23 protein-coding genes are annotated in these 24266 nt (G+C 36.0%); 19 read left to right on the top strand and 4 right to left on the bottom strand.

Going from position 1 to position 24266, the window contains the following annotated elements; genetic code table 11:
• Window positions 1–7: 7 nt before the first annotated feature.
• The 5 genes from DRF65_RS17515 to DRF65_RS28290 all read left to right on the top strand — a co-directional run bounded on the left by DRF65_RS17515 (window position 8) and on the right by DRF65_RS28290 (window position 3320).
• Complete coding sequence (locus DRF65_RS17515; RefSeq protein WP_115972045.1) at window positions 8–673, top strand: response regulator; 666 nt, start codon at window positions 8–10, stop codon at window positions 671–673.
• Window positions 674–795: 122 nt separating this feature from the next.
• The gene (locus DRF65_RS17520; RefSeq protein WP_115972046.1) at window positions 796–1863 is read left to right on the top strand and encodes a type I restriction endonuclease; all 1068 of its coding nucleotides are present in this window, start codon (window positions 796–798) and stop codon (window positions 1861–1863) included.
• Window positions 1864–1928: 65 nt separating this feature from the next.
• On the top strand, window positions 1929–2249 hold the full coding sequence (locus DRF65_RS17525; RefSeq protein WP_123947376.1) for a hypothetical protein: 321 nt from the start codon (window positions 1929–1931) through the stop codon (window positions 2247–2249).
• A gap of 648 nt (window positions 2250–2897) precedes the next feature.
• A complete protein-coding gene (locus DRF65_RS17530; RefSeq protein WP_115972048.1) occupies window positions 2898–3089 on the top strand; it encodes a hypothetical protein in 192 nt (63 codons plus the stop codon).
• A 24-nt stretch (window positions 3090–3113) separates the two neighbouring features.
• Window positions 3114–3320, top strand: a complete 207-nt coding sequence (locus DRF65_RS28290; protein ID WP_123947377.1) for a hypothetical protein — start codon at window positions 3114–3116, stop codon at window positions 3318–3320.
• A 177-nt stretch (window positions 3321–3497) separates the two neighbouring features.
• Here DRF65_RS28290 and DRF65_RS17535 read toward each other — a convergent pair whose 3' ends face one another.
• The 4 genes from DRF65_RS17535 to DRF65_RS17550 all read right to left on the bottom strand — a co-directional run bounded on the left by DRF65_RS17535 (window position 3498) and on the right by DRF65_RS17550 (window position 7062).
• Window positions 3498–5048 carry a glycosyl hydrolase family 28-related protein gene (locus DRF65_RS17535; RefSeq protein WP_115972049.1) on the bottom strand — a complete coding sequence of 517 codons (1551 nt, stop codon included), beginning with the start codon at window positions 5046–5048 and terminating at the stop codon, window positions 3498–3500.
• A gap of 122 nt (window positions 5049–5170) precedes the next feature.
• Window positions 5171–5623, bottom strand: a complete 453-nt coding sequence (locus DRF65_RS17540) for a GNAT family N-acetyltransferase (protein ID WP_115972050.1) — start codon at window positions 5621–5623, stop codon at window positions 5171–5173.
• A complete protein-coding gene (gene yihA / locus DRF65_RS17545; RefSeq protein ID WP_115972051.1) occupies window positions 5616–6239 on the bottom strand; it encodes a ribosome biogenesis GTP-binding protein YihA/YsxC in 624 nt (207 codons plus the stop codon). The genes DRF65_RS17540 and yihA overlap by 8 nt, the downstream gene beginning before the upstream one ends.
• Before the next feature lie 61 nt (window positions 6240–6300).
• Window positions 6301–7062, bottom strand: coding sequence for an alpha/beta fold hydrolase (locus DRF65_RS17550; RefSeq protein ID WP_115972052.1), 762 nt, complete (start codon window positions 7060–7062; stop codon window positions 6301–6303).
• 272 nt (window positions 7063–7334) lie between these two features.
• On the opposite strand from DRF65_RS17550, the gene mraZ reads away from it, so the two are divergent.
• The 14 genes from mraZ (at window position 7335) to ftsZ (ending at window position 24220) form a co-directional block, all read left to right on the top strand.
• The gene (gene mraZ / locus DRF65_RS17555) at window positions 7335–7793 is read left to right on the top strand and encodes a division/cell wall cluster transcriptional repressor MraZ (protein ID WP_115972053.1); all 459 of its coding nucleotides are present in this window, start codon (window positions 7335–7337) and stop codon (window positions 7791–7793) included.
• A gap of 47 nt (window positions 7794–7840) precedes the next feature.
• Complete coding sequence (gene rsmH / locus DRF65_RS17560) at window positions 7841–8734, top strand: 16S rRNA (cytosine(1402)-N(4))-methyltransferase RsmH (protein ID WP_115972054.1); 894 nt, start codon at window positions 7841–7843, stop codon at window positions 8732–8734.
• A 67-nt stretch (window positions 8735–8801) separates the two neighbouring features.
• Complete coding sequence (locus DRF65_RS17565; RefSeq protein ID WP_027372881.1) at window positions 8802–9167, top strand: FtsL-like putative cell division protein; 366 nt, start codon at window positions 8802–8804, stop codon at window positions 9165–9167.
• Window positions 9151–11142: a penicillin-binding transpeptidase domain-containing protein gene (locus DRF65_RS17570; protein WP_115972055.1), complete on the top strand. Its 1992-nt coding sequence runs from the start codon at window positions 9151–9153 to the stop codon at window positions 11140–11142. The genes DRF65_RS17565 and DRF65_RS17570 overlap by 17 nt, the downstream gene beginning before the upstream one ends.
• Window positions 11143–11203: 61 nt before the next feature.
• Window positions 11204–12664 (top strand): UDP-N-acetylmuramoyl-L-alanyl-D-glutamate--2,6-diaminopimelate ligase, encoded by a 1461-nt coding sequence (locus DRF65_RS17575; protein ID WP_115972056.1) that lies wholly within the window; start codon window positions 11204–11206, stop codon window positions 12662–12664.
• Between the two features lie 18 nt (window positions 12665–12682).
• Complete coding sequence (gene mraY / locus DRF65_RS17580) at window positions 12683–13924, top strand: phospho-N-acetylmuramoyl-pentapeptide-transferase (protein WP_115972057.1); 1242 nt, start codon at window positions 12683–12685, stop codon at window positions 13922–13924.
• Between the two features lie 54 nt (window positions 13925–13978).
• Window positions 13979–15316, top strand: coding sequence for a UDP-N-acetylmuramoyl-L-alanine--D-glutamate ligase (gene murD, locus DRF65_RS17585; protein ID WP_115972058.1), 1338 nt, complete (start codon window positions 13979–13981; stop codon window positions 15314–15316).
• Between the two features lie 22 nt (window positions 15317–15338).
• Complete coding sequence (locus DRF65_RS17590) at window positions 15339–16577, top strand: FtsW/RodA/SpoVE family cell cycle protein (RefSeq protein ID WP_115972110.1); 1239 nt, start codon at window positions 15339–15341, stop codon at window positions 16575–16577.
• Between the two features lie 59 nt (window positions 16578–16636).
• Window positions 16637–17740: an undecaprenyldiphospho-muramoylpentapeptide beta-N-acetylglucosaminyltransferase gene (gene murG / locus DRF65_RS17595; protein WP_115972059.1), complete on the top strand. Its 1104-nt coding sequence runs from the start codon at window positions 16637–16639 to the stop codon at window positions 17738–17740.
• 7 nt (window positions 17741–17747) lie between these two features.
• Entirely contained in the window at window positions 17748–19106 is a 1359-nt protein-coding gene (gene murC / locus DRF65_RS17600; protein ID WP_115972060.1) for a UDP-N-acetylmuramate--L-alanine ligase, read from the top strand.
• Between the two features lie 228 nt (window positions 19107–19334).
• Window positions 19335–19712, top strand: a complete 378-nt coding sequence (locus tag DRF65_RS17605; RefSeq protein WP_115972061.1) for a GxxExxY protein — start codon at window positions 19335–19337, stop codon at window positions 19710–19712.
• Between the two features lie 66 nt (window positions 19713–19778).
• On the top strand, window positions 19779–20756 hold the full coding sequence (locus DRF65_RS17610) for a cell division protein FtsQ/DivIB (protein ID WP_115972062.1): 978 nt from the start codon (window positions 19779–19781) through the stop codon (window positions 20754–20756).
• An 85-nt stretch (window positions 20757–20841) separates the two neighbouring features.
• Complete coding sequence (ftsA, locus tag DRF65_RS17615; protein WP_115972063.1) at window positions 20842–22227, top strand: cell division protein FtsA; 1386 nt, start codon at window positions 20842–20844, stop codon at window positions 22225–22227.
• Window positions 22228–22318: 91 nt separating this feature from the next.
• Complete coding sequence (gene ftsZ, locus DRF65_RS17620) at window positions 22319–24220, top strand: cell division protein FtsZ (RefSeq protein ID WP_115972064.1); 1902 nt, start codon at window positions 22319–22321, stop codon at window positions 24218–24220.
• Window positions 24221–24266 lie beyond the last annotated feature (46 nt).

The following is a 24266-nucleotide window of genomic DNA, read 5'->3' on the forward strand; positions in this document are numbered from 1 at the left end:
TAAAGAAATGTTCAAAAAAATTTTAATAGCCGAAGACCACGAAAGCAGCAGTATTTCTGTACAGAGAACACTGGAAGACCTTACTATTTCCAATACGGATTATGTGTATTATTGTGATGATGCAGTAGCCAAAATTCAAAAGTCCATTCGGGAAAATGATTTATATGACTTGTTGATTACTGACCTCTCTTTTGAGGAAGATCACCATGAACAAAAGATTAAAGATGGCAAAGAACTTATTAAAACGATAAAAGAACTACAGCCCACTCTGAAAACTATTGTCTTTTCTGCAGAGCACAAATCCGGGATTATCAATTCCCTTTTTACAGAATATGGAATCAATGGTTTTGTTCGAAAGGCCAGAAATGATGCTAAAGACCTTAAAAAAGCAATTTCTTCGGTATATGAAGGCAAAAATTATCTGTCCCTTGATCTTAAACAGGAAGTTAAAAAGCTAAACAGCTATGAATTTTCAGAATACGATATCACCCTTGTTTCTCTCCTCTCACAAGGTGTTCTTCAAAAAAACATTCCTGTGTATCTTCAGAATAACAATATAAAACCCAATAGTCTTAGCAGTGTAGAAAAGAAACTGAACAGCCTGAAAGAAGAACTTGGCATCACCAATAACGAACAGCTTGTTGCTTTTTGTAAAGATCTGGGAATTATTTAGATTAAAAATACCTCATCTTTTATAGAACCTTTCAAAATTTTGAAAGGTTCTTTTGTTGTTACGGTTTCCCGTAAGGATAGGCTTTTAAAGGGTTATATTTTTGGAATATAAAAAAGAACATCATGGATCTTAAGATTAAACTTGAGCAACTACAACAAAAAGTAATAGCATTAAAAGATCAGATTGCTACCGAAGAAGCAACTAAAAATGCTTTTGTAATGCCCTTTATACAAATTTTAGGGTATGATATATTTAATCCCACAGAAGTCGTTCCTGAACACATTTGTGATATTGGAACAAAAAAAGGGGAAAAAGTAGATTATGTGATTAAAAACAATGACGAGCCTATTTTTATCATTGAATGTAAGCATTGGAAAGAAAATGCAGATGCTCATAATTCTCAGCTTCACAGATATTATCATGTTTCCAAAACAAGATTTGGAGTTCTTACCAACGGTATTATTTATAATTTCTATACTGATCTTGAGAAACCTAATATTATGGATGAAAAACCATTTTTCACTATAAATATTGAAGACTTAAAAGACAGTTCTATTAAGATTCTTGAAAACTTTACCAAGAAAGACTATAATCTTGAAAGTATTTTGGATTCTGCAGAAGCCCTAAAATATATTAAGGCTATCAGAAAAGAATTCGAAAAAGAAATTGAAACTCCTTCTGATGAAATCGTAAAACTTTTAGTAAACAGATTCTTTGATAAGCCTATTACAGCGAGTAGATTACTTTCTTTTAAAGAGTATACAAAAAAGGCATTGACAACCTCTATCAATGAATCTATTAGCTTTAGACTTAAGTCTGCTCTGAGTATAAATGAACAAATTGAAAAACAAGATGATGATCTAAAAACATCTCAGCCTATTGATGAGAATAATGATTCTAAAATTGTTACCACTGAAGAAGAACTTGAAGGATTTCAAATTGTAAAAGCGATTATGAGAGAAAAGGTTCCCTCAACACGCATAGCCTATAGAGACACATTATCCTATTTTGGAATTTTACTGGATGACAATAACAGAAAACCGCTTTGCAGACTTCACTTTAATACCGCAAATAAATATATTGAAACATTCCATAATGGAAAGGATTCTGGTGAAAAGACCCTACTCAACAGCCTTGATGATATCTATAATTTTAGAGAAGAACTTCACAAAACTTTAGAAAACTATTAACATTACAACAATAAAGTGCTCTTCAATAACCATGAAAACTATTTTTATATAAAAAAACAAATACTATGAAAAAACTACTTTTTACAGGTCTCCTAGGCCTTGGTCTTTTATTACCTACTAACTTTTCGGCCTCTACAGCCAGCATTACTTCAACAAAAGAACTACTTACCAAAAACCCAAGGAAAGGAAAAACAAAAACCAGCAGAAAAAACAGGTCAACAAGATCAAGCTATTCTTCTCCAAGATCTTATTCTTCAAGTTCCAGAAGTAAAGGGTGTACCTATAACGGTAACCAATTGTACGTTGGCTCAAGAGGAGGCTGTTATTATTACTCCGGAAGCAGTAAACAATATGTAGATCGTTCTTATTGCTCTGGCTGCAACTAAACAAAAAAGTAAAAACTAAAAACACTATATATATCAACATCATTAAAAAGCGAAGAAAATCTTCGCTTTTTTTAGTATTTTCGGGAACTAAATTCTAATACTATGATTCAGCTTTTATTAACATTACTAGGTCTGATATTTCCCGGGAATAGTATAAATACCACTAATATTTCTCAAGATACTATAATACAAAACACAAATATTGGAGAGGGATTAGACACTGGAGGTGAAACAACTCAGACACCACCTAAAAAGTAATATATAAAATAACAACTATGATACAATTTTTATTGATATTATTAGGACTAATCTCTCCAAACAACAATACAAAATCAAGCCACCCTAATCAAGCATCAACAACAGTACAACATAGCACAGATCTTGGCGAAAATTTAGATACTGGAGAAGAAAAAGGTCCCGTGCTTCCTCCCAAAAAGTAGTTTATAAACACTCAATTAACAACGATGATACAATTTCTATTAATATTGTTAGGTTTCGGATTTCCAAACCACAATGTAAATACAATAAACAATAGCCCAACCTCGATAACTTTACAGAATAATACTGATCTCGGAGAAGGGTTGGATACTAGCGGAGAAAACGGACAAACTCCCCCAAGAAAATAAACTACAAATAAAACTTTATACTATGTTTCAATTTATTTTAATTCTTTTAGGTTTGCTATCTTCTGGTGAAAAATCAAATACCATTGGCAGACAATCTTCTTGTAACAATACATCTTATATTAATCAAACTTCTACAGCTGTACAATATAATACAGATTTTAATGAAGATATTGATACGAGTGGGGAAACAACCCAAACACCTCCTAAAAAATAAACTACAAATAAAAAACTCAATACAATGTTTAAATTCATATTAATTCTCTTAGGAATAATGTCGCCGAATGAGGAACCAAACAGAATGAATACTCAAACTCCCACCTCAATTCAAAACAATCTATTTGAAAATGTTTCTCTAATCCAGGAAGATGAAAATAGAGATGGGAATGGCCATGGAAATGGAGGCAACACAGGTGGAAATACAGGACAACTGCCACCTCCTTTTTAACTTTGTTAATCATTATTTAAAATATCATGCTACAATTCTTATTAATACTGTTAGGGATTAGTTTCCCAAATAACACCGTGAAAACAACAAGTAATAATCAGAAGATAATGTCTCAAGTCAGCACAAATCTTAGTGAAGGACTTGATACTGGTGGAGATACCATTCCTGTACTTCCACCTAAAAAATAACAAATAAAACGGCTGCTATTTTTATAGCAGCCGTTGTTATATATTTTGGGTATTTTCCTAAATTCAAAAAATATATAACAATATTCCCTGATGCATCTACCCAACTATTTCCATTAAACCAGATCGGTTTTAATAAATCTGTGTCAAATATCATGGAACCTACAGAATTATTCTGAGGTCTTTGAGCTGAACCTAAATGGACTGTGGCATTATATTTATTAGGAATATATGTGCCAAGAATTTTATCTCTTACATTTTGAATAGTCGTCATTTTTCCATTATCAATAATTCCCTCGCTTGGTAATGGAAAATATTTGATGGTTACATTTTCTATTTTTGTAGCTTCAGCAGAATTATCAATCTGTACTTCCTGCCAAAATCCTCCTAAAACGGTAGACCCCTGACCTTGAAACCATGCTTTTTTGGATGCATAGCAATTAATATAGACAGTATGAATTCCGTCATCAAGAATATCTGCTATTGAATAATCATTTTCAAATGCACTTCCAATAAATGTATTATAACGGCTTCCTCTACTTATCATTAAGCCATACTTTGTACAGGATTCCGGAGTTCCACCATAAAAAGTATTCTGATCACCTTGAAAAATATTGACCCCAAAAGACATTCCTTCCATTTTGATATCATAAAAAGAATTGTTACTACAGTTTCCAATTCCATTTAATACTTCTACTATTACTTCCTCTCCTTCTATTATCTGTTTTTCTTTTTGTATTCTATGCCCATGATCCAATTTTAATCCCTGATAAGGAATATTTTTATTACCTGTCTTCATAACAGTATCAACATCAGAACTACATTGTAAATTTTTGAAACCGGAAAGCATAACTCCTTTAAAATAAAAGCCTATTCCTAAGTCTTTATCAGCTTCCCGTACGGCAACATTCTCCCAATTACTATGAGATATTCCCTGAGCAAAAATCAATACTTCTGTATTATACTGCCCTTCTACAACAATATTGTTAAGATTTAAGTTTTTACAAAATGGAGGTGAAGAATAATCATCCTTAAATGCATTCATCTCTAATGCAATACCCCCCTTCATACATTTTAAAACAACACCTCTGAAAGTTTCTCCTTTAATAGTCAGGTTCTCTATTTTTATATTCCCAATATCAGTATATCGATAAATACCGTTAGGAAAATATATAGTAATCGCTTTGTCAAATTGATGGTACAATACATCCATACCATTCGGTGCCTTTCCAGATATTATTCTCTCTTTTCTGTAATTTTCGCAAAACGCCAGCGCCCTTTTGATAGCAGCATTATTATCTGTAAGATCATCTCCCTTAGCACCAAATCTTTGGATATTTAATTGTCCGCTGGTCAAAAAATTAGTATCTACATAAAAATCATTCCCTTTTTTTCTGTAGACAACTCCATCGTCAATTAATGTTGCTGAACCTGTATACTTTTGGTAGTTCACATTTTCCTTGGTAAAACTATCAACTAATTGAACTAGATCCTCTGAAGGATAAACACTCGTTGGGCTAAAAAAATCTTCTGTAAAAATCATAATAATCTCTTGTTTAAGGTTAACATGACGAAGATATCAAGAGACAGCGCCAAAACTTGACGTATCATAAAAAGAATCAAGGCAAAAGAAAAAGGCATCTCATCCGAGACGCCTTCTTTATTTTATTTCCTAATCATTTCCGTATGCGGAATATCATCTTCCAGATATTTCTTTCCGGTATCTTCAAAACCAAAATAACCATAGAACTTCAGCAGATAATCCTGCGCTGAAATTCTGATCTCAGAAGTATGAAAACGATTCTCTATTGTGTCAACAGCATATTTAATCAATAGTTTTCCTAAGCTTTTTCCTCTGCCCTTCTCCGTTGTCAAAACCCTTCCAATAGAAGTTTCATCATATTTTATTCCTTTATCAAAAATACGGCAGTATGCAAGTACTTCCCCATTTTCCTCTGCCCAGATATGAACCGCTTTCTGGTCATAATTATCAAGATCGGGATAAGGACAGTTTTGCTCAATAACAAAAACATCAATACGGGCCTTCAATACAGCATATAGCTCAGGGACTGTAAATCCATCAAAAGTTTTGATTTTCCAGATCATATTATTACTCATCGAAGCTTACACTATTTTGAGTTAAAAAATCATTCGTTGTGTCTATGAACTTCAAAATCTCATCACCACCTGTTTTCTTTTCAGCGGAAGTAATATATAATTCAGGAAGATCCTCCCATGTTTTGTGCAGTTCCGATTTATAATTTTCAAAGTTTTTAATAACCTCGCCTGGCTTTAACTTATCTGACTTGGTAAAAACGATTGAAAAAGGAACCCCACTCTCCCCACACCACTGGATGAATTCCAGATCAATCTTTTGCGGATTGTGTCTTGAATCTACCAACACAAAAAGATTCACCAAGTTTCTCCTGTTCAGAATATAGTTGGTAATCAGCTTTTCAAAATCCTTTCTCAGAGACTTTGAAACTTTTGCATACCCATATCCCGGTAAATCGGTAAGGTACCAGTTTTCATTCACTAGAAAATGATTAATCAGCTGAGTTTTTCCGGGAGTCTGTGATGTTTTGGCCAAATCCTTATGATTCATCATGGCGTTGATCAATGAAGACTTTCCTACATTGGATCTTCCGATAAAAGCATATTCAGGAAGATTAGCTTCAGGACAATCCTGCCATTTTCCACTACTTTTTACAAACGTTGCTGTCTTAATAATCATTTTGAATATATTTTAGAAAAATAAACCATTAAGAAAAGCTCTTAATGGTCATTTATATGTTTTAAACTTTATCTTTTACCCAGTTGTATAGGATTTCATTGAACTCTTCTGGTTTTTCCATCATGGCAGCATGACCACAATGATCTATCCAGAACAAGTCCGAATTAGGAATAAACTTATGCATATCCTCAGCCACTTCAGGCGGAGTTACATTATCCTGTTTTCCCCAGATCAGACATGTTGGCGTCAGGATCTTCGGAAGATCGTTCAGCATATTGTGTTTGATGGCACTTCTTGCCAGCATTACCGTTTTTATTCCTTTCATTCTGTCATTCACTACAGCAAAAACTTCATCTACAAGATCTTCAGTAGCAACTTTCGGGTCATAAAAAACCTCTTCTGTTTTCTTTCTGATATAAGATCTGTCATTCTTTCTTGGAAAACTGTCACCGAAAGTTCTTTCATATAAGCCTGAACTACCCGTAAGAACCAGATTCTTTACCAGATCAGGTCTAGCCAAGGTCAAAATAAGCCCTACATGTCCCCCCATTGAATTTCCAACAATGGTAACAGGTTCTGAAATATGACTTTCTATAAACTTGATGATATATTTCGCGATAGTGGTAAGATTCGTATTGAGTACTGGTAAATCATAGATAGGCAACTGAGGAACATATACTTTGAATCCTCTGTCTGAAAAAAAATCTACCATTTTATCGAAATTACTCAAACCACCCATTAACCCGTGCAACAGCACTAATGGACGTCCTTCCCCAGCCTCTACATAGGAATATTTCTTTTCTTTTTTTGTACTAAATATCATATAATGCCTTAATAAAGCCTTGCAAAAATACAAATTAAACCTCAAAAATATTTTGATTACCCTAATTTAAGATAAAAATAATATAATATTCTCCTTTTTAACTTTTTTTTTCAAAATCCCTTTATTATGGCCTAAATAACAGTTTTAACAACCGCCTACATATCAATTAATTACATTCTTATAGCTCAATCTTTAATAAAACTTATTAACATTGAGTCAAAAAGTGGGAAAAAGTGGGAAATTTTGGAAATTATTATATAAATTTGTCCCAAATGAAAAATTTCATTGGAACATATGAGTGTAAAATTGACGACAAAGGCCGCTTAAAAGTCCCTTCATCTTTAATCAAACAGATGGAAAACTTCGAAGACAAGGCGTTTGTAGTCAAAAGATCTGTGTTCCAACCTTGTCTGGAGGTCTATCCAATGAATGCATGGGATAAACTGATAGGCAAAATTAATAAACTGAACAGATTCATAAAAAAGAATGCTGATTTCATACGAATGTTTACGGCAGGAGTAAAAACAGTAGAATTGGATAATGCAGGAAGACTGCAGATTTCAAAAGACCTGACCACTTTCGCAAATCTTCAGAAAGATATTGTGATTACCAGTGCAGGAGAACTCTTTGAAATTTGGGATAAAGATGCCTACGAACAGGTAATTTCCACCAATGAAATTGATTTTGCCAGCCTTGCCGAAGATGTAATGGGCTCTTTCGATGAAGAATAGCTGTAGCGGTTATTAAAGATTTTATTTAATAAAAAACACAATTAAGCATGTATCATAACCCCGTTTTGTTGAAGCAGAGTGTAGATGATTTGGTGACGAATCCTGACGGAATCTATGTGGACTGCACCTTTGGAGGTGGCGGCCACTCAAGAGAGATTTTGAGCAGACTTTCTGACAAAGGAAAACTGTTCAGCTTCGATCAGGATCTGGATGCGCTTAAAAATACAATTGATGACCCCAGATTTACATTAGTGAATCAGAATTTCAGATTTCTGGAAAACTCTTTATTGATGTATGGAGCACCTCAGGTTGATGGTGTTTTGGCTGATTTGGGAGTTTCTTCTCATCAGTTTGACGAAGCAGACCGTGGATTTTCTACAAGAAGCAATGCTCCTTTAGATATGCGAATGAATGTGATGCAGAGTCTTGATGCCAAAAGAGTAATTAATGAATATGGCGAAGAAGAACTTGCAGATATTTTTTATTACTATGGAGAATTAAGAGAAGCAAGAAAGCTGGCAAGAGATATTGTTCATCACAGAAAAACAAAAACCATAAATACCACAGAGGATTTGAAGAAGCTTTTCAGCTATCTTCCGCCTCATAAAGTGAATAAATTCTATGCACAGCTTTTTCAGGCAGTAAGAATAGAAGTAAACCAGGAACTTGAAGTATTAAAAGAAATGCTGGTTCAGGCTTACAATGTTTTAAAACCGGAAGGAAGGCTAGTAGTAATTTCTTACCACTCTTTAGAAGACCGTTTGGTAAAAAGATTCCTAAAAAACGGAATGTTTGAAGGAGAACCGGAAAGAGATATCTACGGAAATTATAAAAAGGCATTCGAATTGGTTAAGAGCAAAGCAATCGTCCCGGACGATAAGGAGATTGAAGAAAACTCAAGAGCAAGAAGTGCAAAAATGAGAACAGGAATAAAAGTATAAATGATAAAATATAAGTGATAAACGATTCAGAATTATCATTTATCATCCATCAATTATAAAAAGAACAGTGGCAAAAAGAACAACAAATCGCCCCCAGAAAAGACTCACTTTTATAGACATTATAAAAGGAAACTTTCTGAATCGTGATGAGATCAAAATACATTATAAGTATTTTCTCCTGTTGTTTATCCTGATGATGGCTATGATTTACAGTAACCATCTCGTCAATAAAAAAATTAAAATTGTAAACGCCTTAAAGGAAGAAACAGAAGAATACAAATCGAGAAATGCTTACGCCCAGAGTAAGCTAATCAAAGTAAAAATGGAATCAGAGCTGGGGAAAGAGGTTGCGCGGGACTCTTTAATGACCCTCGAAAACCACCCTCATAAATTGCTAATAAAACTGGACAGTACAGATGCAAAAGCAAAATGAATACGACAATAAACGTAAAAAAACGTTACGATGGGGCTACCTCTTTGCAGTGGTAGCTTTGTGCGTGTTTGTAATGTTCTTGGCAAGAATTGTAATTCTTCAGAATACCAATGTCCAGGAAATTAAAGACGATTACATCAACAAAAATTATCGTGAAGCCACTTTAAAGGCTGCCCGCGGTAATTTATTTGCCTCCGATGGATCTATTTTGGCCACAACCGTAATGCGCTATGACATCTATCTTGACTTCAAAACGATGAAAGATACGATTTACACTAACAACATTGGAGCATTAACGGACTCTCTGAGCAAAATGTTCGGAAAATCCAGAGGAGAGTTCAGACAAAAATTTGACGAGCAGAAGAAAAAGAAAAATCAATATTATACCTTGGTAAAAGGACTTGATTTTGACCAATACGACAGAATCAGGAACTTCCCGATCTTTAAAAGAGGTAAAAACAAAGGAGGTTTTATTGTAGACAGAAACTACAAAAGAGAGCTTGCCACCTCAGAAATTGGTGCCGGAACCATTGGTATGGATAACGGAGACCTTAAATCCGGACTGGAAGGAGCTTTCTCAAAGCATTTAACTGGTACTGACGGGAAAAGATTAGAACAAAGAATAAACTCTTCCCAATGGAAACCTATTGATTTCTGGAAAGTTCAGGAACCCATTGACGGAGAAGATGTATATACAACTCTAGATCTTAGAATTCAGGACATAGCACACTCCGCTTTACAGAAACAGCTAATCCATTACGAAGCCAAACACGGAACCGTAGTGGTGATGGAAGTAGAAACTGGAAAGGTACGTGCTTTGGTTAACTTAAGAAGAAATGAATCAGGAGAATACGAAGACTCTTACAACTATGCGTTAAAAGATAATATTGAACCGGGATCCACTTTCAAAACCATTTCGCTTTTAGCGGCAATGGATGATGGATTCATCGATGAAAATACAACCGTAAACGTAGGAAACGGCGTTTGGACATACGCAAAGCAGAGAATTTCTGATGGCCACGGTGGAGGAACTTATGATATCAGTGATGTATTAGCAAAATCCAGTAACGTAGGAACAGCAAAACTCATCACAAAATTCTATGCTGAAAAACCACAGATCTTCCTTGACCATTTGAAACGTTGGAAATTATTCGATAAAATGGACATCGAACTTCCGGGGATCACAAAACCGAAGATTTTAACACCACAAAATAAAAGATGGAATGCAGCAACATTAGCTTCTATTTCATTCGGATACTCTTCCAATGTTAACCTGCTGCAGCTGGCAACATTCTACAATGGGGTGGCTAACGGAGGTAAAATGCTTAAGCCGTTATTCATTGATAAAATCATGAAAGACGGAAAGGTAATGTACACTGCAAAACCTGAAGTAATGGTCAACAAAATGGCATCTGAGAAAGCCATCAAAATGATGACCAATGCCTTAACTAAAGCCGTAGAAAAAGGAACAGGACGAAGCATCTTCACTCCCAACCTTAAAATGGCAGGAAAAACAGGAACCGCAAGATTTGAATACTGGCTTCCTGGCCCAATGAAGTACCGTGCATCATTCGCAGGGTTTTATCCTGCTGATGCTCCAAAATATACATGTTATGTGATGGTAAGCGAACCTAATACATCCATTGGATTCTACGGAGGACCTGTAGCCGCACCGGTGTTTAAGGAAATAGCAGGAAAAACCTTCCTGAAAACACCACAAAACATTGAAAAAGAAATGCTCGTAGACAAAAAGGTAAACCTGAGCAAAATGGTTGAACCTAATGTAAAAGTAGCAGTCAATGATAAGCAAATGCCGAATGTCGTAGGATTGATCGGTAAAAATGTCATCCCGCAATTGGAAAATTTAGGATACCGTGTCGATTTTAAAGGAGTTGGACGAATTAAAGAACAATTCCCATTAGAAGGCACAACGATTAGTAAGAACCAGAGAATATATTTATCTCTACAAAATTAAAAAAACGGAGTCCCGAAGGGACGGCTTAACAAAAAATAGGATAAAGTCCTATTGATATAAAATGATAATAACAGAATTAGTAAACAGAATCCCAGTAATAGAAATCCACGGTGACAACAACTGTGAGGTATCAGAATTGGTATTCGACAGCAGAAAGGTTACAGAAAACTCTCTTTACATTGCGGTAAGAGGAACAGTGGTGGATGGACATTCATTCATAACATCTTCTATTGAAAAAGGAGCAACAGCAATTGTTTGCGAAGAATTCCCTGAAACGCTGGCAGAAAACGTAACTTATATCAAAGTGAAAGACTCTGCTAAAGCTTTAGGCCACCTTGCTTCTAACTTCTACGGAAATCCGTCAAGAAAACTAAAACTGATAGGTGTTACCGGAACTAATGGAAAAACCTCTGTTTCTACCCTGCTTTTTGATGTTTTCAGAAATTTAGGATATGATTCTGCTTTATTATCAACTGTTGAAATTAGAATTGGGGAAGAAATTATCCCGGCTACTCATACTACTCCGGATGTCATTACCATCAACAAAATCTTAGCTGAAGCAGTGGAGAAAGGATGTGAATTTGCATTCATGGAAGTAAGTTCTCACGGAATTGCTCAAAACAGAATTGAAGGATTACACTTCAAAGTAGCAGGATTTACTAACCTTACCCACGATCATTTAGATTATCACAAAACATTCGAAGAATATTTAAAAACGAAAAAAAGATTCTTTGATGAATTAGAAGACACAGCGATTGCCATCACCAATGTAGATGACAAAAATGGTAATGTTATGCTTCAGAATACAAAGGCTAAAAAGAAGTCTTATGCTTTGAAAACAATGGCAGACTACCACGGAAAACTATTGGAAGTTGATTTCAACGGAATGCTGCTGAACTTCAACGGAAAAGAATTCTGGACAACATTGACAGGGAAATTCAATGTGTACAACCTATTGCTTGTATTTGGAATTGCAGAAGAACTTGGTTTTGAACAGGACGAAATTCTTCAGGCTATCAGCCAATTAAAAAGAGTTTCCGGAAGATTTGAAACGATGAAGTCAGACGGTGGGATTTTCTTTATTGTAGACTATGCACACACACCGGATGCCTTAGAAAACATTCTTGACAGCATCAACGATATCAGAACCAAAAACGAAAGATTAATCACCGTTTTCGGTTGCGGAGGAGACAGAGACCACTCCAAAAGACCTGAAATGGGAAATATTGCCTCTAAAAAATCAACATTGGCAATCATCACTTCAGACAACCCGAGAACAGAAGATCCGGGACAGATTATAAAGGAAATTGAAGCAGGTGTTGAACCTCAGTATTTCAGCAAATACACTTCAATCCCGGACAGAAAAGAAGCCATAAAAATGGCCATAAAGTTTGCAGAACCTAAAGATATAATTCTCGTAGCTGGAAAAGGCCACGAAAATTATCAGGAGATAAATGGGGTAAAACATCATTTTGATGACAAAGAAGTAATTAATGAGCTTTGGAAATTAATGTCCAAGTAATTATTAACAATTGAAACTATGCTATACTATCTATACGAATATCTAACCGACCATGGAATTCACATTCCGGGATTAGGATTGTTGAAATACATTTCCTTTCGTGCCGGAATGGCGGTATTGTTCTCTTTAATTATTGCTCTTGTTTATGGAAAAAGAGTCATTAATTACCTGAGAACAAAACAAATGGGCGAATTAGTCCGTGATCTTGGATTAGACGGTCAGAAGCAAAAAGAAGGAACTCCTACCATGGGAGGGCTTATCATTATTTTGGCAACCATTATTCCTGTATTGTTGTTCACAAGAATTACCAACGTATATATTGTGTTACTGTTGGTTTCAATGTTCTGGATGGGAGCCATCGGATTCCTGGATGATTATTTAAAGAAAATCAAGAAAAATAAAGACGGACTAAGCGGTAAATTCAAAATTGTAGGACAAGTTGGTTTAGGCTTAATTGTCGGAATTACAATGTATTTCCACCCGGACATTACCGTTAAGAGAAAATATGCTGATGCAAAAGTAGTGAACAGAAACAATGTAGAGCAGAATTTCATGCCTACAGAGAAAATCACAGTTTCTACAGTACCTTTTGCAAAGAACAATGAATTCGATTATAGCGGAATCCTGTTTTGGATGAATGAAAAAGATGCCCACGAATGGGCATGGATTGTCTTTATCCCTATCGTTATCTTTATTGTAACGGCTGTTTCGAACGGAGCCAATATAACGGATGGAATAGACGGTCTCGCAGCAGGGACCAGTGCCATAATACTGCTCACCCTTGCCCTATTCGCCTATCTTTCAGGGAACATCATCTTTGCAGACTATCTCAATATCATGTTCCTTCCGAATATGGGAGAAACCACCATTTTCGCAGTCGCAATGGTAGGAGCTGTAATTGGATTTTTCTGGTACAACACCTATCCTGCCCAGGTTTTCATGGGAGACACAGGAAGTTTAATGCTGGGAGGAGTTATTGCCGTGTTAGCGATTATTTTGAGAAAAGAATTATTGATTCCTGTTTTATGTGGAATCTTTTTGATCGAAAACCTATCTGTAATGCTTCAGGTAATCGTTTTCAAATACAGAAAGAAAAAATACGGGCTGGAATATGCCCAAAACAATAGACTATTCAAAATGTCACCATTACACCACCATTATCAGAAAGATGGATTTCACGAAAGTAAAATCGTAAACAGAATGATTATCATTGGAGTAATACTGGCAATTGTTTGTCTGATCACCTTAAAAATGAGATAAACCTTAATTTAAAAATTAAAAGATGGAGTCTTTTAATCATTAAATCAAAATAATATGAAAATAGTTGTTTTAGGAGGAGGAGAAAGCGGATGTGGAGCTGCTTATTTGGCTAAAAAGAAAGGTCTGGAAGTATTTCTTTCAGATAAAGGAGCCATTAAAGATAACTATAAGCAGTTTCTTACCGAAAATGGAATTGAATTTGAAGAAGGAAACCACGATGAAGAAAGGATTTTAAATGCTGACTGGATCGTAAAAAGCCCGGGAATCCCGAAAAAAGCTGATATCATCAATAAAATTCATGAAAAAGGAATAAGACTTTCCTCAGAAATTGAATTTGCTTCTGAATTTACAGATGCTAAGATCATTGCCATTACAGGAAGCAACGGAAAAACCACCACCACTTCCCTGATCTATTATATCCTGAAAAATGATGGATTAAATGTAGGTTTAGGAGGAAACATAGGCTACAGCTTTGCAAAACAGGTTGCTGATGAAAACCACGAATATTATGTGCTGGAAGTGAGCTCTTTCCAGTTAGATGATATTCAGAACTTCAGACCTTATATTTCTTTATTGTTGAACCTGTCTCAGGATCACCTGGATCAGTATAATTACAACTATGAGGAATATGCTTTGGCTAAATTCAGAATTACTGAAAATCAGGAAAATGATAATTTCTTCATCTACAACAAAGATGATGAAATGAGCAAAAGCCTGCTTGAAAAATTAGAAATAAAAGCGAAGATGATTCCTTTCTCCACAAAGGAACAACTTCCTGAAGGAGGTTTTGTAAATGACGATCAGATTGTGGTAAAAATGAAGGATGAATTCTCAATGAAAGTTGAGGAATTATCCCTACTTGGGAATCATAATGTTGCCAATAGCTTAGCTGCATCTATTGCCGGTAAGATATTGAAAATAAATAACGAAAGCATAAGGCATTCATTAATGACATTCCAGGCTGTAGAACACAGATTGGAGTTCGTTACAGAAACAGAGGGTGTAAAATACATCAATGACAGTAAGGCAACCAATGTGAATGCCACTTACTACGCTTTGGAAAGTATGAAAACCCCAACCGTATGGATCGTTGGCGGATTAGATAAAGGAAATGACTATACCGAAATTGAAGATTTAGTCAAAAGAAAAGTAAAGGCAATTGTTTGTCTTGGAATTGATAATAAGAAGATTATAGATTTCTTTAAAGATAAAAAAGAGTTCATCTATGATACTTCAAGCATGGAAGAAGCCGTGAAGATATCAAAATCACTGGCTAAAAAAGGAGATACCGTTCTGCTTTCCCCATGCTGTGCAAGCTTTGATTTATTCAAAAGCTATGAAGACAGAGGACGCCAGTTTAAAGAACAGGTATTAAAAGCCAATGGCAATTAGCCAAAAGCCAATAACATTAATTATGGACGAGCAGAATACAGAAAGCAGATTTGAATTTCTAAAGGGCGATAAAGTACTTTGGATGGTCATTCTTGTGATCTCCATTTTCTCTATTTTCCCAGTTTACTCTGCAAGTTCAAACCTGGAATATATTGTGAATAACGGAACCACAACAGGTCACGTTATCAAGCACATGTTTTTTGTAGTTCTGGGATTGGCCATTATGCGGCTTGTAGGAACTATAAAATATGAATACATCGGAAAACTCAGCAGTATCCTGCTTGGCCTGATGATCGTATTATTGGTAGTTACTATGTTTACCGGCCAGACCATTGACGGAGCCAGTGCTTCCCGATGGCTGAAAATTCCGGGAACACCTATCTCATTCCAGCCGTCATCATTTGCCTTCCTGATGTTGATTATCTATTTATGCAGATACTTAACCAAGAAGATTACAAGAGAAAGACTTCCGATAGAGAATATCATGTATATTTTCGGGCCTATTCTTCTTGTTTTTGTACTGGTGGCAAAAGACAACGGTTCTACCGCATTAATGATTTTGATGGTTTCGGTGGTTGTTCTGATTATCGGACAGCTTCACTGGAAATACATTGCAGGCTTTATTTCAGCCTCGTTTGTAGCCATCGTATTCTTTCTGTTGATTGCACTGAATACCAATATGATCGGCGGAAACCGTGTGCACACATGGATGAGTCGTATTGAAACATTTACATCAAGCAAAGCCAAATCAGCAGATACTGATGATGAAAGTGTAAAAGCCAAGAATTATCAGGTAATGCAGGCAAAAGCCGCTATCGTGCACGGTGGAATTACCGGAATGGGACCAGGAAAAAGTGCATTAAAGCAAATGCTGCCACAATCTGCCTCCGACTTTATCTTCGCCGTTATCGTAGAAGAATATGGAGTAATCGGAGCAGCCTTCCTGATCAGTCTGTATCTGATTATGATGATACGGATCGTAATGATAGCAAGTAAAATGCCAGCCTTCTTCGGATCGTTGCTGGTGCTCAGTCTCGGGGTAATGATTTTCATACAGCTATCGGTAAACATAGCCGTTGCTGTGAATCTGATCCCAGTAACAGGGCAGCCGCTACCCTTGATAAGTTATGGAGGAACCTCAATGCTGGTGACCTACTTACAGTTAGGAATTATCTTAAATATAAGCTCCAGAATCCAGATTTACGATGAAGAAGGAATGGGCAAAAAACAAAGCATAGCAGAAATAAACGATATCGCATAAACCAAGTCCTAAAGGGACGATTTAACAAACAATCGGACACAGTCCTATTATATTAGACAATGAACAAAAAATTAAAAGTATTACTATCAGGTGGAGGAACAGGAGGACACATCTTCCCTGCCATCGCCATCGCTGATGAGATCAAGAAAAGATTTCCTGATGCAGAATTTTTGTTCATTGGGGCCAACGGAAAAATGGAAATGGAAAAAGTTCCACAAGCAGGCTACAAAATTGAAGGAATTGATATCGCCGGAATCGACAGAGGAAACCTATTATCCAATTTAGGACTTCCTTTCAAGATTATAAAAAGTTTAAGCAGATCAAAAGCGATCATCAAAGACTTTAAACCGGATGTTGCGATAGGAACAGGAGGATTTGCAAGCGGACCCGCTTTATATGAAGCTACCAAATTGGGAGTTGCTGTTTTTATTCAGGAGCAGAACGCTCATGCAGGAGTAACTAATAAAATTTTAAGTAAAGCAGCTAAAGCTATATTTACAGCCTATCCCAAAGTAGCAGGCTTCCCGGCAGAAAAGATAAAATTTCTGGGAAATCCTATCCGTTCTGTTATTATTTCAGGGATGCAGGATACTGCTCAGGCAAAACAAAAAATGGGATTAAATAAAGATAAGCTTACCATTTTATCAGTAGGTGGATCTTTAGGCTCCAGAACATTAAACAATGCATGGAAATCTCATCTAAAACAAATTGTAGACAAAGATTATCAGTTGATCTGGCAGACAGGAAAGCTTGATTATAAAGATATTTTAGAAGAAACAAAAGATATTGATACCAGAAATATTCAGATCCGTGAATTTATCAAAGACATGGAACTTGCTTATTCTGCAGCAGATATCATCGTTTCAAGAGCCGGAGCCATTGCCATTTCAGAGTTGGCTGTAGCACAGAAACCGGTATTGTTGGTTCCTTTCCCTTTTGCAGCGGAAGACCATCAAACCAAAAATGCCATGAATCTGGTTGAAAAAAATGCAGCCAGAATGGTAAAAGACTCTGAAATGCAGGAAAAATTCTGGAATACATTATCAGAAATCTGCGAAAATGAAAATGTAAGAAAAGAAATGTCCGACAATCTTGAGTATTTTGCTAAACCAGATGCCACAAAAGAGATTGTAGATGAGATATTTAAAGTGATTAATAGATAAAGGAAAAATGAAGAATTTAGAAACATATCAAAACTTTTACTTCGTGGGAATCGGGGGTATAGGAATGAGTGCACTAGCACGCTATTTCCATGCGTCCGGAAAAAAAGTATTGGGTTACGATAAAACCAACACCAAGCTTACCCAAAATCTGATGCAAGAAGGAATTGATATTGTTTTCGAAGATCTCATTGACGAAAGAATTACATCCCTTCAAAAAGAAGATACATTGGTAATTTATACTCCTGCTATTAAAACGCTTGGAATCTTAGATTACTTCAACCAAAATCAGTTTGAAGTATTGAAACGTGCCAAAGTTTTAGGATTAATCACTGAAAATACAGACTGCATCGCTGTAGCTGGAACTCACGGAAAGACCACTACATCTACCCTGGTCTCTCATCTATGCAAAGAAGCAGACCTTCCGTTTTCATGCTTTTTAGGAGGTATTTCTGAGAACTTTAAGTCAAATTTCCTTTATAACGGTTCCACGTATTCAGTGGTGGAAGCAGATGAATATGACAGAAGCTTCCTGAACCTATCTCCGGATTGGGCAGTAGTCACTTCAACCGATGCAGACCATTTGGATATTTATGGGGATAAAAGCCATATTGAAGAAGGTTTCAGACAATTTGCAGCCTTAGTTCCGGAAGATAAACAACTATTCGTAAGAAAAGGAATTGAAATCGGAAGAGCACATCAGACGTATGCTGTAAATGAAAAAGCTGACTACTATTCAGATAACCTGAGAATGGATCATGATAAGATTTATTTTGACTTCCATACCCCTACAGAAACTATAAAAGATTTTGTTTGGGAAATTCCGGGGATTCATAATGTGGAAAATGCTACAGTTGCATTAGCAATTTTGCACAATTTGGGCGTAGATTTTGATACGCTGAAAAAAGCAATTGCCAATTTTAAGGGAATTAAAAGAAGATATACCAAACATTTTTATGAAAATGGCAAAATTTATATAGATGATTATGCGCACCATCCAACAGAAATCAATGCGGTAATAAGCTCTATCAAAACATTTTATCCCGATAAAAAGCTATTGGTAGTCTTCCAGCCGCACCTGTTTAGCAGAACAAGAGATTTTGCAGATGGATTTGCAGAAAGCCTAAGCAATGCAGACGAATTGATCTTATTGGATATTTATCCAGCAAGAGAGCTTCAGGAAAATTTTGAAGGAATCACTTCAAAATGGCTGTTGGAAAAAGTAACATTAGACAAAAAAGAAGCATCCACTTTATCCGATGCTTTTGAAAAGATAAAAGAAAAAGATTTTGACATCCTTCTCACCGTAGGAGCCGGAAATATAGATACCCTATATGACCCAATCTGCGAATGGATAACGAAAATTTAACATACACGCAGTGTACGCTAAGAAAACTTAAAAAGGAAAATATTTTTCGAACGCAGAGGCGTTTCACTTAGCAATGAAGATAAAATAACAGAGATTTCTGTAAAAACAGATATATTAAAAATAAAAGTATAAAACTTACAACCTTCGCTGAGTAAAACGCCCTCGCGAACGGAAAAAGAATAAGGATCCTTTGCGACCATAGCGTTAAAAATAAAAAACACACAATGTATGATAGAAAATGAAATTTCAGGTATTGTTTTCGATGCTGGAATGAAAATACATCGTACCCTTGGGATAGGACTTTATGAAAATGTATATGAAGAATGCTTAGTCTATGAATTGAAGAAAAGAGGATTGAATGTAGAATATCAAAAAAATATTGATATTAAATATGAAGAATTAAATATCTCTAATGCGTTCAGAGTTGATTTATTAATTGAAAACAAAGTAATAATTGAGATAAAAGCAGTTCCGGAAATTAATGATTATCATTTCTTTCAGCTTTTAAATTATTTGAGGATAACAGGTATGAAATTAGGAATGATTTTAAACTTTCATTCAATGTTATTCAAAGACGGCGTAAAACGAGTTGTAAATAAATTGTAATGGAGAGCGGAACATCTCTACGAAAAAGAAATAAAAATACTTTAAGCCCAGCGTTTAAAGAAAAATATGAAAAATAAGTACAGAATATTAAAAATTGTTATCACGGTAATCATCCTTGGATTGTTACTGAGTTTCTCATTGAAGAGATTCGGTGGTCAAAAGATTACGGATAATAAGATTTCTGTAAAAATGAATGAAAAAACGCCTGTTTACTTTGTTGATGAAAAAGACATCAGAGAAATTGTAAAAAAGGAAAACCCATCAGGGAAAGTAGGAGATCTGAACATTCCGGCTTTGGAAAAAAAGATCAACTCACTTCCGGCTGTTGACAGTGCCAATGTCTATCTGAACCTAAACGGTAAATTGAATCTGGATATCAAACAGAGAGTTCCGGTATTCAGACTTAACAAGGATGGAAAAGACTTTTATGTAGATGAAAAAGGAATTGAATTTCCTATTTCAAGAACCTATTCTCATCCTTGTATGCTGGTAACAGGAAATGTACAACCGGATGAATATGAAAAACTGGCAGAATTAGTTGGAAAAATTGATCACGATGATTTCAGCAAGAAGTTCTTCATTGGAATTTCAAAAAGTAAAGACAGCTACAATCTCCTTACCAGCGAAGGAAATTACAGAGTGGAAATTGGAGATCTGGAGAATATTGATTTTAAAGTAAAAGGGTTTAAAACTTTTGTAGAAAAATACCTGGTCTATCAGGATCCTCAAAAGTACAATATGGTTTCTGTAAAATATCAGAACCAGATTGTAACCACTCTAAACCCACACTTTAAAGAAAACGACAGTATCCTGAAAGCTGGTAAATTAGAAATGGCAAAAGCTCCTGTGCTCACTGCTGCTGCTAAAAAGGCGGATGTAAAGCCAAAAATTGCAGAAGTAAAAAAGACAAGCTCACCTCCGGTAAAAAAGAAAGAGAGCATAAAGCCTAAAACACAGGCAAAGGAAACAAAGAAAACAGAGAAAAAAACTACGGCCACGGCACAGTCCAAACCAAAGCCGAAACCAAAGGTGAAAATAGAATAAAAAAAAGTCTCAAAAAGGCAATTTAACACAAAACAGGACTTGGCCCTGTATGGAAAAAGTAGAAAAAATCAAATCGATATAAAAAATGGAAAATCAAGAGTATTCAGTAGGTCTGGACATCGGGACAACGAAGATAGTCGCGATTGTCGGAAGAAGGAATGCACACGGGAAAATAGAAGTTCTCGGTGTAGGAAAAGCTAAAAGTCTTGGTGTTCATAAAGGTATTGTGAATAATATTTCACAGACAATTAATTCAATCAAGGCTGCAGTATCCGAGGCACAATCCAGTGCCGGGGTTCCTATCCGCAAAGTTACGGTAGGTATTGCAGGAAAACACATCCGTTCTCTGCAGCACTCCGATTATATTATGCGTGAACATCCGGATAAATTCATCACAGATGATGATATTGAAGCATTAAAAGATCAGGTCAAGAAACTGGTTATGCTTCCTGGAGAAGAAATTATCCATGTACTTCCACAAGAATATAAAGTGGATTCCGAAGGCGAAATTCAAGAGCCCGTCGGAATGCACGGAAAACGTTTAGAAGCTAACTTCCACGTTGTAGTCGGGCAAATGGGAAGTATCAGAAATATTGCAAGATGCGTTCGTGAAGCCGGATTAGAAATGGAAGCCCTTACTTTAGAACCATTAGCCTCTTCAGAAGCTGTTCTTACCAAAGAAGAGAAGGAAGCCGGAGTTGCTATTGTAGACATTGGAGGGGGAACTACAGATATTGCGATCTTCAAAGACAATATCATCCGTCATACCTGCGTAATCCCTTACGGAGGAGGAATTATTACGGAAGATATTAAAGAAGGTTGCTCCATTATTGAAAAACATGCTGAACAATTGAAAGTAAAATTCGGTTCGGCTGTTCCAGAATTGGAAAAAGACAGTACTTTTGTAACAATTCCCGGACTTCATGGGCGACCAGATAAAGAAATTTCTTTAAAAACCCTTGCTCAGATCATCAATGCAAGAGTAGAAGAAGTTTTAGAGATGGTGAATACCGAACTTAAAGCTTACGGAGCCTTTGAACAAAAGAAAAAACTGATTGCCGGAATCGTTCTTACAGGTGGTGGATCAAACCTTAAGCATCTGAGACAGCTGGCCAACTATACCACAGGTTTTGACAGCAGAATCGGTTTCGCAAATGAATATATTGCCAACGATAAAAATCAGTACCTGAAAGGCCCTGAATTTGCTACGTCTATTGGGTTACTGATGGAAAGTTTGAAGATCAGAGACAAAAAGCAGACTGTTGATGATATAGAAGAAGTTGTAAAAGAGCAGACTAAGCCCGAAGCAGCTCCTGTACAGGCAGAAACTGTTCAGCCCGTTCAGCAGACTGCAGCTCCGGTTCAGGAGAAATCGGTGGCTGATGAAAGACAGGAAAACAGAAAAGCGAAATTGACCTTCGGACAGTCGCTTATGGAAAAAGTAAAAAAATTCTTTGAAGAAGTAGAGTAAATTATAAATGATGAATGATAAGCGATAAACGATCTTTTCCTTATCAATTATCATCAGTCAAATATCAATTATAATTATTAAAAGTATAGTTATGGAAAATATAGGTACACAAGGATTTTCATTTGACCTACCAAAAGGAAATTCATCCATCATAAAAGTAATCGGTGTAGGAGGCGGTGGAAACAACGCGCTAAAGCACATGTACGAAAAAGGGATCCACGGGGTTGACTTCGTGATCTGTAATACAGATGCTCAGACTCTGGATAATAACCCTGTTGCTAATAAAGTTCAGCTAGGAACTACTATTACTGAAGGTTTAGGAGCAGGAGCTGACCCTGAAGTAGGAGAAAAATCAGCCATCGAAAGTATTGAAGATATTAAGGCTGCTATGGGACAGAACACTAAAATGGTGTTCATCACTGCCGGAATGGGTGGTGGTACTGGTACCGGAGCCGCTCCTGTTATTGCTAAGGTAGCAAAAGATATGGGAATCTTAACCGTAGGTATTGTTACCGTACCTTTCAGCTTCGAAGGAAAAAGAAGATTGGAACAGGCTGAAAACGGACTTGATAAATTAAAAAATAATGTTGATTCACTCATTGTAATCAACAACGATAAACTTAGACAGCAATTTGGAAACCTTGGATTCAAACAGGGATTCTCCAAAGCTGATGAAGTATTAGCCAATGCTGCAAAAGGTATGGCAGAAGTTATTACCGGTTATTTTGATGTAAACATTGACTTTAGAGATGCTAAATCTGTACTTCAAAACTCCGGTACAGCATTGATGTCCACAGGTTCTGCTTCAGGTGAAAATAAAGCTGAAGAAGCCGTAAGAAAAGCATTGGATTCTCCACTATTGAATGACAACAAGATTACAGGTGCTAAAAATGTACTATTGTTGATCAGAAGTGGTGCAGAAGAAGTGACCATGGACGAAATCGGTATCATTATGGACCATATCCAGAAAGAGGCAGGAAATACTGCTGATATTATTTTCGGGGTGGGTGCTGATGAAGAATTAGGAGATGCAGTAAGTGTACTTGTTATCGCTACAGGATTCTCTAATGACAATAAGAAATTCTCCGGTCCTACAGAAAAGATCAGAATCAGTCTTAATGATAATTTAGAATCTCAAAAATCTTCTCCATTTAAAACAAGAGAAGAAAGGGATTCTGCCACTGAAGCAACACATGACTTCAGTAGAAAAAATCTTTTCAGATTGGATGATGAAGACCATGACGCTCCCTTCAATGCAACTTCTATTGAAAGAAAAATGATTATTGAAGAAGAGGAGATCAAAACAGAGATAAAATTCTTTGACAAGGAAGAAAGTACAATCAATACTCCTGAACAAGAATGGAGAAATGAAGACGAACAGGAAGAATACAGTTTACTTTCCATTGAAGAAGAGGAAGATCCGAACGATTTGGAAATTCAGTCTTTCTCATTCGATTTTGATAATAAAAAAGAAGAACCTCAGTCTGGTAATGTATTCAACAACAATTCTTCACAGGAGAAGCCGGTTGAATTCAATTTCTTCGTTAATGAACCAAGCAGAAACGAACCTAAATCTGATTATGGACAGCCAAAAGCAGAATTTAATGCTCCGGCAAGTGCTGTAGCAGAACCTGCTCAGAAAATCGAAACGTTCTATCAGAAAGAAGAACCGAAAGCTGAAACAAGACCAGCTTTTGAAAATAAAACAGAAATTGAAGCTCCGCAAACTGAAGAATCAGAATTCACTTTCGTTAATAAAACGATCGATCAGGAAAGAGTAATAGAAAGAAGAAATAAATTAAAAGAATTCAATTCCCGTTATCAAAGTTTCGATAGCACAAGTGAATTCGAATCTATTCCTGCTTTCAAGAGAAAAAATATCTCTATTGACGGAACCAATGCATCAGACCAAAATATCAACACCTATATGTCTGACAACAACGGTTCTATGCAGATCAGGGAAAACAGATTTTTAAATAAAGACGTAGACTAATGCTGATGGCAGCTGGCTACTAGCTAATGGCTTTTTTAGTCATGCT

It is taken from the genome of Chryseobacterium pennae, assembly GCF_003385515.1.
GTDB classification, from domain to species: Bacteria; Bacteroidota; Bacteroidia; order Flavobacteriales; family Weeksellaceae; genus Chryseobacterium; species Chryseobacterium pennae.